Here is a 14673-nt window from a genome sequence, read left to right on the forward strand (position 1 = left end):
ATATAAAAAATTTGACTAAATTAAATTAATAAAAATTGCTTCATTCAAAACATCTAAAAATTTAGTGCCTATTATTAAGCGTGTGGAAGTAGCCATCAAAAAATCAAAGCCATTTTTGATAAATTTATCCTGCATAGTATTGTCGTTTATTAGAATCTCAACTTTATTGGCAAAATCAATCGGATTGCCCGTTTCTGCTAATAAACCGGTCTCATTATGAATTAAAACAGTTGGGATTCCACCAGCTTTAGAAGCTACAACTGGAACTTTACAGGCATAACTTTCGAGAATAACCCCTCCTGTCGCTTCAGAATTTGAGGTAAATAAAAACAAATCAAATTCAGGAAGGCATTTATTAATATCATTTCTAAAACCCGCAAAAATAATTTCATTCTCTAATCCTTTAGATTTGACATAGTCTTTAATCTCTAGTTCTAAAGACCCTTCACCTATTAAAATATATTTTGCTTTAAGACCCCTACGGTGCAATTCTTCTACTGTATTTACCCAAGTATAGTGGTCTTTAACTTTGCAAAATGCAGAGATATTTCCAATTATTTTATAATCTAATGGTATATTGAATTCTCTGTGCAGAAATCCATTTTTTTTATTGTTAATAAACCGATCTGTATCAACCACACTTCCAATGACTGTCATGGAGTCATGATTTTTTATTGAAGGTTTAAGTATCTCAACTACTGAATCGGATACACATATGATTTTTTTTATCCCTTTATAATTGTACTTGTATTTTCTAAAAAAATTAGTTCCAATATCTTTAATTAACGTTCTGCATAAAATTAAAGGAACTTTTAATCCAAAAAAAATAGACGACAACACACTAATAGTATGTGCTTTACTATTATGCATGATTATCAAATCGGCACCATAATCGACTACATTTTTTTTAAATTTCTTAGCTAATTTAAGGTCATATTCTGATTTAAAATTGATTGTCTGTACATGCAATTTCCTTTCCGTGGCAATCCTAAAAATCTCAGAATCCCCTGTACACAGAATCAATTGATTTTGAACAAATTTATTATCTCTAAATGATTCATAAATATCTATTATCATTTGTTCATGGCCGCGCCAAACTTTTGAAGTTGTAAAATGTATTACTCTCATTTAACATTATTTTAACGGTAAATGTAGTCCAAACATTATTTTGAAAGATTAAGAATCGCTTAAGAAGCACTTAAGAATTTCAAAAGGCTCATTTTATTCTAAATTTAATTTAAAAACCTCTAAAATCCAGCTTGATAATTTATATTTATTAATAATTTCATCCTCAATTTTAGTATAATCCGTTTCAAAAAAATCAAGTGGTATTTCATAATTTTCCTCAGAAATTACAAAAATATTATTCTTATTATAAAAATCATACGTAATAACATCCTCATTATTAGTAATTATTTTTTTCTCGTAACCTAAGGCTTCAAAAATACGAAAGCTCAACCCGTATTGATTTTCCTTCTGAATGTCTACCAAAACTAAACTGTTTGCAATTAATTTTTTAACCTCACTAATGGGTAAGTATTCAGTAATAATTTCTATGTTTTTATGGTTAAATCTTTTATCTTTTTTAACTACAAACTTGAAAGTAATAGAATTTTTAGCTAAATAATTGGCTATTTTTTCTAAAAAAGGGAATCTTCTATCAAATGAAGAAATATTAAAAACTTTATTGACAATATCATTGTTTTGAATATTATCATCATAAATATAATTAGTCAAAAATTGAAAATTATACTTCTCAACATCTTTTTTATCATAACTGTAAACCGTATCAAAAAAAGACAATGTCTTTTTTTGATCTTTAAAATTTTCAATACCATCAAACAAAAAACAGGTCATTTGAATTGCATTGTCCCTTAATACGAACAAAGTCTTTCGTTGCAATTTATCAGGTCTAATAACTAAAATTTGATTAAATAAATCCCCGTTTTGAATTACTTGTCTTATGTAATTTGTCTTATTACCTTCTTTTAAACTAGGAAGGCTCATCAGTTTCATGAAAAAATTAAGAAGTCTCGAAAAAATATTTTTATAAGAAAAAGGAATCGCATCAATATTAACGTAAGTCAAATCAACAGTATGGGCCGCCTTAAGTTTAGCAACTAAAAAGTCAATATAGCCAAATGAATGGGTGGTTATTATTGCTATGCGTTTAGGTTTTATCATTATATAAATTATTTTGAGCTATTTATTTTTTACAAAAATAGAATCTTAATTAAACATAATATAGATAAACTTTTAACTTTATTTACCTACCCACAATTTTAGCCTAGGCCTTTGATCAAAGTGAAGCTTATAGAAAAACAAGCCCTTATCCAATTATAATCATACTAAAACAATTTTTCAAATTAAGCTAAATCGCTTTTCTGGTAATAATTCATAAAAAACGTATAGTTTTGCAAATTCAAAATCCTTTAATTTAAAATTAAAATGAGAATTGCAGCCTGTGTAATATTATATAATCCTAAAGAAAAAGATTTAGAAAATTAGTTCTCGATTCAAATCAACCAGCAATCTGACGACATAAATTCTAAAAAAACATTTTTAATTGTATCCTGATTTTTTTAGATTCATATAAATATCTTTGCCATATTAAAACAACAAAATGGACATCAACCAAGAAATACACAATGCTTACGACGTCATAAAAGAAGGCGGCATAATTCTTTACCCTACTGACACCGTCTGGGGAATAGGCTGTGACGCTACAAATCCTGAGGCGGTCGCTAAAATATACAAACTCAAACAACGAGCCGAAACCCAAAGCATGCTTGTTTTGATGAATGGCGAAAAAATGATGTACAATGTCTTCAAGGATATCCCAGAAGTAGCCTGGCAGATTATGGATTTATCTGAAAATCCGACAACAATAATCCTTGATAAACCCAGAAATGTGGCTCTAAATTTAGTTTCTCCAGATAACTCTCTTGGAATTCGTATCGTGAAAGAACCATTTTGCTTTAAATTGTTGGAAAAGATGAAAAAACCGTTGGTTTCAACCTCAGCAAATATCTCCGGTCAACCTACTCCAAAAAGTTTCAAAGAAATCAGTCCTGAAATTATAAAAGGCGTAGACTATGTTGTAAATTTGCATCGCGAAAAAATTGCCGGAAAACCATCTACAATTATAAAATTGACGAACGATTCCCAGGTAAAAGTGATTCGCAAATAGTTAGCAGGATTCAGTTTTTAGTTTAGCAACTATAAACTTTAAACATTTTTAAAATGAGCATCAAAACTTCCTATAAAGAAGCCTTAAACAATAAAATTTTCGAAGTCATTTCGCAAGCTTCCCAAGAACTTAACATTGATAGTTATGTAATTGGTGGTTTTGTTAGAGATTTGATTTTGAATAGAGATTTTAAAAAAGACATTGATATTGTTGCCGTTGGCAGCGGAATCGAACTGGCTTTGAAAGTCTCTCAATTACTTCCTAAAAAACCAAAAGTTCAAGTTTTCAAAACGTATGGAACAGCGATGTTGCGTTTTGAAGATACTGAAATTGAATTTGTAGGTGCTCGAAAAGAATCCTATAATCTTGATAGTCGCAATCCTGTCGTAGAGAACGGAACGCTAGAGGATGATCAAAACCGTCGTGATTTTACTATAAACGCTTTGGCTTTATCATTAAACGCAAAAAACTTTGGCGAATTATCAGATCCTTTTAACGGTCTGGAAGATTTAAAAAACAAAACAATCAAAACCCCTTTGGATCCGGATATTACTTTTTCTGATGATCCTTTACGAATGTTAAGAGGCATTCGTTTTGCAAACCAATTGGGTTTTGAAATTGAGGAGCACTCTTTGAACTCTATTACAAAAAATGCGTCACGAATTAAAATTATATCTGGGGAACGCATTGTTGACGAATTGAATAAAATCCTTTCTACAGATAAGCCCTCCATTGGATTTTTGCTATTGTTCAAAACGGGCCTTTTGGATATTATCCTTCCGGAACTGACCGCTTTGAATCAAGTGGAAGAAATAGAAGGGCACACGCACAAAAATAATTTTTATCACACCTTGGAAGTTGTCGATAACATTTGTCCCAATACAGATGATGTTTGGCTACGCTGGTCTGCGTTATTACATGACATTGGAAAAGCACCAACGAAACGTTTTAACAAAAAACAAGGATGGACATTTCATGGACATGAATTTCTAGGCGGTAAAATGGCAAAAAAAATATTTGAGCGTTTGCACATGCCATTGAACCAGAAAATGAAATTTGTACAAAAGATGGTCATGATGAGTTCCCGCCCCATTGTTCTGTCACAAGACACCGTTACGGACTCCGCAGTACGCCGTTTAGTTTTTGACGCCGGTGAAGATGTCGAAAATCTAATGACATTATGTGAAGCCGACATTACTACCAAAAACCCTAATAAATTCAAAAAATACCATCATAATTTTGAAATCGTCCGTAAAAAAATTGTAGAAGTAGAAGAACGCGATCATGTTCGTAATTTTCAACCCCCAATTTCAGGAGAGGAAATCATGCAACTATTTAATTTGAAGCCATCCAAGGAAATTGGTATGCTAAAAGAGGCCATCAAGGAAGCGATACTTGAGGGAGAAATACAGAATGAGTACCAACCGGCTTATGAATTTATGTTAAAAAGAGCTAAAAAATTAGGATTAAAGATTAACGCTTGTTGAATTAACAATTCATTTCATTTCAAATATCTTTGCAAAAATTAATCTCAAATAATGAAAAAGGAAAATAATTACGTTATCATTTGGTTATTATCAGGGTGCATATTATTGTTTATGATGGTGGTAGTGGGAGGAATTACGCGATTGACCAATTCTGGTTTATCAATGACAGACTGGCATTTAGTTACAGATACTTTCCCTCCATTGACAGCCGAAAAATGGTCGAAGGCATTTGAAGAATATAAAAAATTTCCAGAGTATCAAAAAATAAATATCCATAATGACTTTACCCTAAGCGATTATAAATTTATTTATTTCTGGGAATGGTTTCATCGCTTTATAGGAAGAATAATAGGATTAGCGTTTATTGTGCCTTTCCTTTATTTTTTGATTAAAAAAAGACTTTCAAATGAGACCATTAAGAAATGCGTAGTTCTTTTGTTGATGGGAGGTTTCCAAGGTTTTTTGGGCTGGTTTATGGTACGAAGTGGTTTAATTAACAATCCTGACGTAAGCCATTTCAGATTGGCATTGCACTTAACATTTGCTTTCATAACATTTGCTTATACCCTTTGGGTAGCTTTGGATCTACTCTATCCAAATAAATCAATTGTTATAGTTCAACTGCGAAATCTTGCGCGTGTTGCATTACTGTTTTTGATTATTCAAATTATATACGGTGGGTTTGTTGCCGGTTTAAATGCCGGATTACTTCACAATCATTGGCCGTTGATGAGTGATGGACAATTTATTCACGAAAGTGTTTTTATAGAAAAAAATTCACTATTTTTAAATCTTATTGAAGGAAAAAGCGGTGTGCAATTTGTTCATAGAACCATGGCTTACGTAGTCGTAGGACTTATAGTTGCTTTGTATATCAAAAGTAAAAAACAGGTGCTTTCCTCACTACAAAGAAAAGGAATCAACAGTTTAGTAATTCTTGTTTTTCTACAATTTACTTTAGGCGTCTTCACTTTGCTTTATAGTGTTCCGCTATGGTTGGGGCTGGCACATCAAATAATGGCCTTCTTTTTACTCACTGCAATGACGTTTACTTTACACCGATTATCGAAATAAAATTATAATATCTATAAAATAATACCAGACTATATTGTCGCATTCCTTTGTTTATAACCTTAAATGTCTAAACTTGCAGCTCAAGATAAATTTTTAGATCTATCCGATTACGGAAGAATCTTTGGGAAATTTCTCGCCAATCAATTAAAAAACACCCGCTTCACACCCATACATGTCACCCTACTTTTTGGGCTTTCTGGTCTAATCGCTATTTATTACATTCTAGAAGGATCTTATTTTTTAGCTGGATTTTTCATTATTCTTAAATCGGGAATCGATGCTGCAGATGGTGAATTGGCACGATTAAAAAAGACCCCTTCCTACACCGGAAGATACCTAGATAGCGTGTTCGATATCATACTAAATTTTCTCTTTCTAATGGCAATTTGTTATGTTTCAAAAACTACAATTTGGCTTACAATTTTGGCGTTTATTGGTATCCAATTGCAAGGTACTTTATACAATTATTACTATGTAATTTTAAGAACTAAATCAATTGGCGGAGATAAAACAAGCAAAATTTTTGAGCACAAATCCCCAAGAGCTTTGCCAGGGGAGACCCAAAAATCTGTCGATATTTTGTTTCTAATTTACACCATTGTATATGGGACCTTTGACAAAATAATTCACTATCTCGACAAGGATGCCTATAAAGTTAAAACGTTTCCCAACTGGTTTATGACCTTGCTTTCAATTTACGGTTTAGGCTTTCAATTACTCATTATCGCTGTAATGCTTCCCCTGAATTTAATTGAATATATTATTCCGTTCTTTATCATTTATACCGCACTTATTTTCGTGATAATAAGCATTCGAAAAGTAATATTTAAGGTGTAAATTGGTCATAGATATAATCTATACTTAATTTATAAATAAATAATTACCATTACTTTACAAATCATAACCTAGCATTTTACTTTAATTAAAAATAATTCTTATTTTTTTGATTAAAACAGTAAATCATCGGAATTATGCAATTATTTCCTGAAATAATATAACAAAATACTGGTCTAAAATTTCCAAATTTGTAAAAGAACAAATAGTAATTTAAACTTAAAATGTTATGCCAAATTCAAAAGAGATTGAAGGAAACTGGAATGAGTTAAAAGGAAAACTGAAACAAAAGTATGCCGATTTGACCGATGACGATTTGTTGTATGAAGAAGGAAAAGAGGATGAAATGTGGGGTAGATTACAACAAAAATTAGGTAAAACCCAAAAGGAAATTAAATCACTATTTGATTAATTTTACTTCCTAAATGCAATGAGCTGTTTCAATTACAAGAGCTAAAAAAATCTCTGTTGAGGATCTTTTTATCTTGTGTTTGAAACAGTTTTTTTAGATCTAAAATCACCCAATCCACGTTTTAAATTCGGCCACTTTTTCCCTGCTTACAATCACTTCCTCTTCTTTAAAAGAAGGCAAAATAACCTTTAATCTGGAGTTACTATACAAGACTATTTCTTTGATTGCTTTCATTGGAATTATAAATTTTCGGCTGGTTCGAAAGAAATCCGCAGGATCTAATTCCTGCTCCAAAAGCTCCAAAGTACATTCGATTAAATAATTTCTATTGTCAAATGTATGCAGGTAGGTTCCTTTATTTTCACTAAAAAAACATTCGATTTCATCAATCGAAATTACTTTCAAATACTGCCCTATTTTAACTGTAAACCGTTTTTTGTAGTTTCTTTCAAATGGATTGGTCAGCATTTTTTTAATTTGCTCCAAATCGATTCCAAAGCCTTGAGGCATTAATTCTTGTTTTGGCAGCAGCGTTTTGAATTTGGCAACGGCAATTTGAAGATCATCTTCATCAATAGGTTTCAAAAGATAATCAATACTATTTAATTTGAAAGCACGAAGCGCGTATTCATCATAAGCTGTTGTAAAAATCACGGCACTCTTAATAGTCACTTTTTCAAATATCTCAAACGACAATCCGTCCGATAATTGAATGTCCAGAAAAATCAAATCTGGATGTTCATTATTAGAGAACCAAGCAATGGATTCCTCTACGGAATGAAGCATTACTCCTACAGTCAGATTTAGCTTTTCGAGTTTACGTTGCAGCAAACGAGCGGCTGGCTTTTCATCTTCTATTATTATTGTCGTCATATACTATTGAATCGTTTATCCAGTTGTTGCGTTAACTAAAACTATAACTAAATACTTGTTTTACTCCCATTTCTCACTTTTTTCTTTTTTCATTAACTCTTGGATTTTTTTTTCTTCCCAATTTTTTCCAAAAAACATATTTCTCCCAAAAATGGATAATCCATGAGCCGCTAATCCTATTCCCCAAAAGAAAGCAGTAAAGAAATTTTCTATTTTGAAATAGCTTTCTCCTTTATCTAAATCTCTAATATTGAGGAATACAATCATTATATTTATGATTACGTACACCATTAAATGGATGTAAAATCCTTTTAACCGCTTCACTTCCCGCTCAGCTGCTGCGTATTTATCTTCAGGTTGATATCCTTCAAACTCCGTTTTATAGTTCCGTTTCATTTTATCAATATTTCTTATTAAAATTAATCCATTCGCATTTGAATTTAAAAAAACAGTCTTAATGCCAAGTTTCGTTACGTTTATTTTCTTTATCCATAAATTCTCTAATTTTTTGTTCTTCCCATTCCTTGCCAAAAAACGGGGTATAATTAAAGGTTTTCATTCCGTGAAAAACAACTCCAATTCCCCAGCCTAACAACGGCCAGAAAAACCATAAATGCTCTGGCGAGGTAACAATGTTTATCACAAATAAAACAATATTTACCAGTACATAAGACGTTAGATTGCCATAAAATCCTTTTATTTCCTCCACTTGTTTTTTGGCCTTGAAATAACGTTCTTCATTTTGATATGTATTTTCCATGATTTTACTTTATTTTTAAATGTTCACATCCTTAAATAATACTAATTCCAGTTTTGTTTATGCTCTTCTTTTCGCAGAATTTCTTGAATTTTTCTTTCCTCCCAATTGGAACTGTATCCAAAAACTTTGAAAGCATGCATAATCACTCCAAATCCCCATCCGGCAGCTGAAAACCAAAACCATTGAAATTGAGGTGAAAAAGTTAAATTAATATATACTAAAAGCGGAATCACACAACAGTAAGAAATCAGGTTTCCATAAAATCCTTTTAATTCTTCCACTCTTTTTTTGGCTCTGTAATACGCATTGTTTTCGTTATAATTTGTAGTAGTTTCCATAACGGTAATTTGTTTAGTTAAAATAGGTATTTTGACAGTAAAGACTTGTTGGTTTTGAACTATTAATACTTTTCGTTTTGTAATAATCCCATAACGATTAATAATATTTTGTAGTCCCACGCCCTGACGATCCTGCAACACTTCTTTCTTTTGATAATCGTTTTGAACAGCTAAATAATCCCCCTCTACATATATCCTGATGTGCAATGGTCTTTGTTCGCTAACTACATTATGTTTTACTGTATTCTCCAATAAAAGTTGAAGCGAAAGTGGGACTACTTTGGCATCCGGATTTATGTACGCTGATGGCATTTCATAAAACAAGCTATTCTCAAAACGCATTTTCAGTAGGTTCATGTAGGTTTTGGCGAAAGCCAATTCTTCTTCAACAGAAACTAATTCTTTATCTTTTTGCTCCAATACATATCTATAAATTTTAGACAAGGACGTTGTAAATCGTTGTGCATTGTCTGGATTTTCTTCGATCAAAGAACTTAAAACATTCAAACTATTGAATAGAAAATGGGGGTCTATCTGATTCTTAAGACTTTCGAACTTAGCATTGGCAGTTCCCGCAATAATTTTCTGTTCTTTGACTTTATTTTCATTGTAGGCTTTATAAAAATGCAATGCGTGAAACCCCAACAGAACAATAAAAGTAATAATGGATGATTCTACATAATTCGAAGGAGTTTCATTAGCTAAAAAAACGGCTACTGCTTTTTTCTCAACAACTACTTTCAAAAAAAATCGCAACAAAAAAATAACAAATAGAGAAATAAAAAAAGAACTGGCAAAACCAATAACTATTCGGGTTGACGAATAAATATTATCTTTAAATCTTTGATCTAAAAATTGAAACAACCCTGCATTAACAATATACAATGTAACACTATAAAGCATACAGTATAAGAAATATCTATATAAACTGAGGTTAAAAACTTCAGTACCTACAGTGATAAATTCAATTAGAAAGGATACTAAAAAAATTACAACTCCAATAAATAAAGCTTTCAGTAAATGTGGTTTTAGATACATTATTTTATTGTTTTCAATCGTTACATTTATATATTTTATTTTCTAAAAAGAACAATTCCTATCGGCTTATTTACAATTTTTCTGTGCTAATAAGGCTCTGTCTAAACCCCATTTTGGCGAGAAAGGCGTTTCCGGTTTAAAAGTAGCAAAAAGTCCAATAGCTTTTTCAATTTGAGCACACATTGGTTTGGTATCAGTCCCCCAAAATTTAGCACCACCAATTTCAAACTCCGCTTTACCAAAAACAACTCTAGGATTCTCTGGGGCCATTGCTTGTGCTTTTCCATACAACTCCATAACCTTTCCGGATAATTTTTGTCCGTTAGTCATAGGGTCAAATGCAATCCAGGCAGTGTGAATCATGGCTTGCATTACTAACAGCTCGGCATTGTTTGGATTTTTATCCATTTCTGTGTCCATCGATTTTTGTGCTTTTGTCAATAACAAATTCATTTGATCTTTATCTTTAGTTCTAAAAGCCGTAGTTGTATTCACCAGTGCCACATAATAATTAGGCAACCAGCTTGTTTTTTCAGCAGTGGCAATTCTTTCAAACATATCAGAGGCTTCGGTGTTTTTTCCTTCTCCCCAAAGCTGAAATGCTTTTCCCATTCCTTGCTCAAATTTTCCTTGAGCGGATAATAAACTACAGATAAAAAATGCGATTGTGATACTAATTTTGGTCATGATTTCTTGGTTTTAAATGGTTGTGAATTTGATGATTGAAACGATTTATAATTTATACTTCAAAAGTATTGTGCTTTTTATTAATTTAAAATATAAAAACACTGAACTGTAGAATTTTAGGGATGAATTGTTATAAAGTTGAAAGTTTTTTGTAAACAAGGATTTTAGACCTTTGACTTTATGACTCTTTTTAAAGATTCCTCAACTGATTGTCTTTTTTATTGTTGCTTATGGTCCAGAAGAATCCTACAAAGAAGAAACGATCGGCCGTAGGAATGATTTCCTTCCTTTTGTAAAATCCTGTATTATCCGGATTGTTGGCATACTCATAGCCAAATACATTTTGAGTACCCAAAATATTGGAAACAGAGAAGTATACGATTTTTTGTTGTGATAATAAGTACGCCCAATTGAAACTCAAACTATTGTAGGACTTCGTTTTTCCATTCATAAATTTTGTTTCGTTGGGATTGTTGTAAGGTCGCCCTGAACTGTATGAGTTTGTAAAACCAATTTGTGATTTCCAATCATTTATCCAGTATTTTGTTACAATAGACAAGCTGTGATCCGCAACAAAACTGGGGGTTACTTGAGAACTAAAATTTTTATACGCTCTTTCAGTATCGATGTACGAATAGGAAACCCAATATTCTAAATTTTTAATGGATTTTCCGTCTCTCCAAAACAAATCCAATCCTTTGGCGTAACCATAACCGGCATTGTCGTAAACCGAATTATACACCGCTCTTTCCGTATCGAATGTAACCAAATTACTATAGTTTTTATAATACGTTTCCGCACGAAACGTTTTCCCGTTTTTATTGTATTGAAAATTCAAAATATAATGTGAAGCCCTTTCGCTTTCAAACTGATGACTTTTCGAGTATTTTATATATTCCGCACTGGGAGTTTGCGTAAAATCACCATACGCAAAGGAGAACTGACTATTTTTAGCCATTTTATATGCCAATGAAATTCGAGGAGAAAAAGCTGTTTCATTCAGCAAATCAGTATTAGAAACTCTAAACCCTATTTTCGTAGCCCATTTTTTAGAGAAAAAAACATCAGCTTCTGTGTAAATAGCACCAATGTTAGCACTATAACCATTGGCAAAAACGGAACCTGAATTTTCCTTAAAACCTTCATTGAATTGGGTTACAAAATAATCAGCTCCAAAAGAGAGTTTCAAGCGGTCTGAAAAACTTTTCCTTAATTTTAATTTCAAATGGGCGGCATTTTCATCATTTGCCACTTTATCCGAATCCAGATTTATTCTGTTGTTGCTATAGCCATAACTCAACCCAGACGTAATTTGCCAATTATCACCAAAAGTACCTTTGTAAGAAGAATTTAAATAAAAATTATTGTTGTTTAAATCCACTCTAATTTTTTGTGGCGAATTGATGTTTTCCTGATTGATATCAAACTTAGAACTATCAAAAGCAGCATATACTTTTAAAATTCCATTATTGAAATTATAGCGATACACCGTTTCTCCAGACAAAGATTGAAACGGACTGTTCCAATCCACATTTTGTGGAATCAAAGCTTGGTAAGGCGCTAAATTAATGTAATTCGCATTAACGCTTAAAGAACTTTTCTTCCATTTTTGGGTATTCCCAATACCTAAACCTACGGTCATCAATGCGATTTCTGTTTTATCCTGATCAGGGTTGTCCTGAGTATTCAACAACAAAACACTAGATAGTGCTTCTCCATATTCAGCTGAATAGCCACCTGTAGAAAATGATATTCCGCTGAATAAAAACGGAGAAAAACGTCCCCGTGTAGGCAAATTATTCGCAGCTGCTCCATAGGGTTGCGCCACTCGAATTCCATCAACAAAAGTTTGTGTTTCATTGGCTTCGCCACCACGCACAAACAATCGTCCGTCCTCACCAACTGTTTGTGTTCCTGGCAAAGTTTGCAAAGCAGCAATAATATTTCCAGCTGAACCCGCCGTAGTTACAATATCTAAAGGTTTTAATACTGAAACTCTGGCTTTATCACCTGCTTCAAATGTTCCTGCAGTAATCACAACCGCATCCAGTGATGTTACACTCGCTCTTAACTTGATTGTTTTATTTTGAAAATTGGTCACATCGATACTCATTTTTGAAGTTTCATAAATAAGAAAGCTCACGATCAAAGTTTGATTCCCAGTTGTTGTAGTTGTAAAACTAAAATTACCTGCTTCAGTACTGGAAGCACCATCGTAAGTCCCTTCAATAAAGACATTTGCCCCCGAAACCGGCATTCCTTTCTCGTCTACCACTTTTCCAGAAACTGTATTTTGTGAAAAAATAGTGGTGCTAAATAGTAAAATACCCAATATAAAAATTGATTTAAGACAAGTATTCAAATAATTTGATTGGTATATGAATTTTGGTTTCATGATGATTGATTTTGATAAAGCAAATATCTGCTACAAAAATAAAAAATAAAAAAAGTTATTGCTGAACTGTTGAAATTACCAGATGAGTCGTTTTTTTTTAATAAAAAGTGATTCGCTGCCAATTTTTAATTTCTATTCCTTTTTATAAATGAAAAACTTAAATTTGTTTTCAACCTAATTTTAATAAAATGAAAAAATCAATCTTTTTACTCATACTGGTTTGCAGTAGTACCGTATTATTTTCTCAGAAAATCCCATCAAACTATGATGGAAAACTAGCCAAAATTTTGAATGCAGATGAATACGGAATGAAAAAATATGTTTTTTGTTTATTAAAAACAGGTAGTAACACCACTGCAAGTAAAGAAGAAACTCAAAAATTATTTGAAGGGCATATGGCTAATATTAATAAATTAGCACTGGAAGGAAAGCTGGTTGTTGCGGGTCCTTTTATGAAAAATGATAGAAAGTACAGGGGTATTTATATTTTTAATGCCAATAGTATTGACGAAGCAAAACAATTTGTAGCCACGGATCCCGCGGTGCAATCGAATCTGCTGGAAGCAGAACTAACGCTTTGGTACGGAAGTGCAGCTTTACAGGAAACTCTAAAAATTCATGATAAAATTGCCAAAACTAAAATCTAATTTCATAATATTGAAAAATTAGAAGCTATTTGTAAATCAAATGAAGTTGTAACCGCAAACATAAAACGGAAAAATGATTTGTGTTTTGTGTTGGAGAAAAAAGATTTTTTATTATTGGATTGAACCAATCCATTACTTTAACCGTGATTAAAATTTTGGACGAAAAATTTGAAGAAATAAGTAATTGAAAAGGTTTTAAACCTGTACTAAATACTGCATACAAATGGATTTTGTCCAACAATAGTAATCAAATAACTATAAAATGACAACCTTATAATAAAGCAAAATATTGTTTAGTGAAAGACAAACTTTCTGCCAAAATAAAAAAGTAACTTGGCTGTATCTGCATATAAAAAATCAAACTATGATAACTGAAAAAGAAAAAATGATTGCTGGTGAATATTATTTGGCTGGCGATCCTGTTCTAGTGAAAGACAGACGAAAATCTAAAAATTTACTCCATCGATTAAATGTTACAGAATACCGTGTAACCAAAAAAGCAAGAGAAATACTAAAAGAACTAATTCCTAATGCAGGAGCAAACCTTTATATCGAGCCTCCCTTTTTTTGTGACTACGGATATAATATCAGTTGTGGAGAAAATGTCTATTTCAATGTAAACTGTGTTGTTTTGGACTGTGCCAAAGTCACTATTGGTTCTAATGTATTTTTTGCACCGGGAGTGCAACTGTATACCGCCACCCATCCACTGAATGCTGAACTCAGAAAAACATTGGAAAATGCATTACCAATAACCATAGGCGATGATTGTTGGATTGGCGGAAATTCTGTTATTTGTCCAGGTATCACCATCGGAAATGGTTGTGTTATTGGCGCTGGCTCGGTTGTAACGAAAGACATACCAGACAACTGTTTGGCAGTGGGAAATCCGGCAAAAGTGATTCGGAAATTGAATGTTTAATGAATATCCTAAACAA

Annotated in this window: 15 protein-coding genes; 7 read left to right on the forward strand and 8 right to left on the reverse strand. The window is 32.2% G+C overall.

Going from position 1 to position 14673, the window contains the following annotated elements:
* Nucleotides 1-15: 15 nt before the first annotated feature.
* Nucleotides 16-1128, reverse strand: coding sequence for a glycosyltransferase (locus ACNQF9_RS10125; protein WP_417959545.1), 1113 nt, complete (start codon nucleotides 1126-1128; stop codon nucleotides 16-18).
* A 93-nt stretch (nucleotides 1129-1221) separates the two neighbouring features.
* On the reverse strand, nucleotides 1222-2184 hold the full coding sequence (locus ACNQF9_RS10130; protein ID WP_417959544.1) for a WaaS/CpsH family glycosyltransferase: 963 nt from the start codon (nucleotides 2182-2184) through the stop codon (nucleotides 1222-1224).
* Between the two features lie 439 nt (nucleotides 2185-2623).
* Here ACNQF9_RS10130 and ACNQF9_RS10135 point away from each other — a divergent pair, with 439 nt between their 5' ends.
* The 5 genes from ACNQF9_RS10135 (at nucleotide 2624) to ACNQF9_RS10155 (ending at nucleotide 6997) form a co-directional block, all read left to right on the forward strand.
* Entirely contained in the window at nucleotides 2624-3190 is a 567-nt protein-coding gene (locus ACNQF9_RS10135) for an L-threonylcarbamoyladenylate synthase (RefSeq protein ID WP_417959543.1), read from the forward strand.
* A 53-nt stretch (nucleotides 3191-3243) separates the two neighbouring features.
* A complete protein-coding gene (locus ACNQF9_RS10140) occupies nucleotides 3244-4677 on the forward strand; it encodes a CCA tRNA nucleotidyltransferase (RefSeq protein WP_417959542.1) in 1434 nt (477 codons plus the stop codon).
* Nucleotides 4678-4728: 51 nt separating this feature from the next.
* Nucleotides 4729-5751, forward strand: a complete 1023-nt coding sequence (locus ACNQF9_RS10145) for a COX15/CtaA family protein (protein WP_417959540.1) — start codon at nucleotides 4729-4731, stop codon at nucleotides 5749-5751.
* A 63-nt stretch (nucleotides 5752-5814) separates the two neighbouring features.
* Nucleotides 5815-6588 (forward strand): CDP-alcohol phosphatidyltransferase family protein, encoded by a 774-nt coding sequence (locus tag ACNQF9_RS10150; RefSeq protein WP_417959538.1) that lies wholly within the window; start codon nucleotides 5815-5817, stop codon nucleotides 6586-6588.
* 226 nt (nucleotides 6589-6814) lie between these two features.
* Complete coding sequence (locus tag ACNQF9_RS10155; RefSeq protein ID WP_417959537.1) at nucleotides 6815-6997, forward strand: CsbD family protein; 183 nt, start codon at nucleotides 6815-6817, stop codon at nucleotides 6995-6997.
* A 105-nt stretch (nucleotides 6998-7102) separates the two neighbouring features.
* Here ACNQF9_RS10155 and ACNQF9_RS10160 read toward each other — a convergent pair whose 3' ends face one another.
* From ACNQF9_RS10160 to ACNQF9_RS10185, 6 genes are all read right to left on the reverse strand, one after another.
* Entirely contained in the window at nucleotides 7103-7870 is a 768-nt protein-coding gene (locus ACNQF9_RS10160) for a LytR/AlgR family response regulator transcription factor (protein ID WP_417959536.1), read from the reverse strand.
* 60 nt (nucleotides 7871-7930) lie between these two features.
* A complete protein-coding gene (locus ACNQF9_RS10165) occupies nucleotides 7931-8266 on the reverse strand; it encodes a 2TM domain-containing protein (RefSeq protein ID WP_417990179.1) in 336 nt (111 codons plus the stop codon).
* Between the two features lie 58 nt (nucleotides 8267-8324).
* Complete coding sequence (locus ACNQF9_RS10170) at nucleotides 8325-8630, reverse strand: 2TM domain-containing protein (RefSeq protein ID WP_417959533.1); 306 nt, start codon at nucleotides 8628-8630, stop codon at nucleotides 8325-8327.
* Nucleotides 8631-8671: 41 nt separating this feature from the next.
* Nucleotides 8672-10006, reverse strand: coding sequence for a histidine kinase (locus ACNQF9_RS10175; RefSeq protein ID WP_417959531.1), 1335 nt, complete (start codon nucleotides 10004-10006; stop codon nucleotides 8672-8674).
* Nucleotides 10007-10072: 66 nt separating this feature from the next.
* A complete protein-coding gene (locus ACNQF9_RS10180) occupies nucleotides 10073-10693 on the reverse strand; it encodes a hypothetical protein (protein WP_417959529.1) in 621 nt (206 codons plus the stop codon).
* Between the two features lie 190 nt (nucleotides 10694-10883).
* Nucleotides 10884-13088 (reverse strand): TonB-dependent receptor, encoded by a 2205-nt coding sequence (locus ACNQF9_RS10185; RefSeq protein WP_417959528.1) that lies wholly within the window; start codon nucleotides 13086-13088, stop codon nucleotides 10884-10886.
* A 188-nt stretch (nucleotides 13089-13276) separates the two neighbouring features.
* On the opposite strand from ACNQF9_RS10185, the gene ACNQF9_RS10190 reads away from it, so the two are divergent.
* Together ACNQF9_RS10190 and ACNQF9_RS10195 are read left to right on the forward strand one after the other, a co-directional pair.
* Nucleotides 13277-13735 (forward strand): YciI family protein, encoded by a 459-nt coding sequence (locus ACNQF9_RS10190; RefSeq protein ID WP_417959527.1) that lies wholly within the window; start codon nucleotides 13277-13279, stop codon nucleotides 13733-13735.
* A 364-nt stretch (nucleotides 13736-14099) separates the two neighbouring features.
* Complete coding sequence (locus ACNQF9_RS10195) at nucleotides 14100-14657, forward strand: sugar O-acetyltransferase (RefSeq protein WP_417959526.1); 558 nt, start codon at nucleotides 14100-14102, stop codon at nucleotides 14655-14657.
* Nucleotides 14658-14673 lie beyond the last annotated feature (16 nt).

It is taken from the genome of Flavobacterium amylolyticum (assembly GCF_048284335.1).
Lineage (GTDB): Bacteria > Bacteroidota > Bacteroidia > Flavobacteriales > Flavobacteriaceae > Flavobacterium.

What these genes read in the sequence shown, in the direction of transcription:
- ACNQF9_RS10180 (WP_417959529.1), bottom strand. Translation starts at nt 10,693, where the DNA reads ATGACCAAAATTAGTATCACAATCGCATTTTTTATCTGTAGTTTATTA.
- ACNQF9_RS10165 (WP_417990179.1), bottom strand. Translation starts at nt 8,266, where the DNA reads ATGAAACGGAACTATAAAACGGAGTTTGAAGGATATCAACCTGAAGAT.
- ACNQF9_RS10175 (WP_417959531.1), bottom strand. Translation starts at nt 10,006, where the DNA reads ATGTATCTAAAACCACATTTACTGAAAGCTTTATTTATTGGAGTTGTA.
- ACNQF9_RS10170 (WP_417959533.1), bottom strand. Translation starts at nt 8,630, where the DNA reads ATGGAAAATACATATCAAAATGAAGAACGTTATTTCAAGGCCAAAAAA.
- ACNQF9_RS10145 (WP_417959540.1), top strand. Translation starts at nt 4,729, where the DNA reads ATGAAAAAGGAAAATAATTACGTTATCATTTGGTTATTATCAGGGTGC.
- ACNQF9_RS10150 (WP_417959538.1), top strand. Translation starts at nt 5,815, where the DNA reads ATGTCTAAACTTGCAGCTCAAGATAAATTTTTAGATCTATCCGATTAC.
- ACNQF9_RS10185 (WP_417959528.1), bottom strand. Translation starts at nt 13,088, where the DNA reads ATGAAACCAAAATTCATATACCAATCAAATTATTTGAATACTTGTCTT.
- ACNQF9_RS10140 (WP_417959542.1), top strand. Translation starts at nt 3,244, where the DNA reads ATGAGCATCAAAACTTCCTATAAAGAAGCCTTAAACAATAAAATTTTC.
- ACNQF9_RS10155 (WP_417959537.1), top strand. Translation starts at nt 6,815, where the DNA reads ATGCCAAATTCAAAAGAGATTGAAGGAAACTGGAATGAGTTAAAAGGA.
- ACNQF9_RS10125 (WP_417959545.1), bottom strand. Translation starts at nt 1,128, where the DNA reads ATGAGAGTAATACATTTTACAACTTCAAAAGTTTGGCGCGGCCATGAA.
- ACNQF9_RS10190 (WP_417959527.1), top strand. Translation starts at nt 13,277, where the DNA reads ATGAAAAAATCAATCTTTTTACTCATACTGGTTTGCAGTAGTACCGTA.
- ACNQF9_RS10160 (WP_417959536.1), bottom strand. Translation starts at nt 7,870, where the DNA reads ATGACGACAATAATAATAGAAGATGAAAAGCCAGCCGCTCGTTTGCTG.
- ACNQF9_RS10135 (WP_417959543.1), top strand. Translation starts at nt 2,624, where the DNA reads ATGGACATCAACCAAGAAATACACAATGCTTACGACGTCATAAAAGAA.
- ACNQF9_RS10195 (WP_417959526.1), top strand. Translation starts at nt 14,100, where the DNA reads ATGATAACTGAAAAAGAAAAAATGATTGCTGGTGAATATTATTTGGCT.
- ACNQF9_RS10130 (WP_417959544.1), bottom strand. Translation starts at nt 2,184, where the DNA reads ATGATAAAACCTAAACGCATAGCAATAATAACCACCCATTCATTTGGC.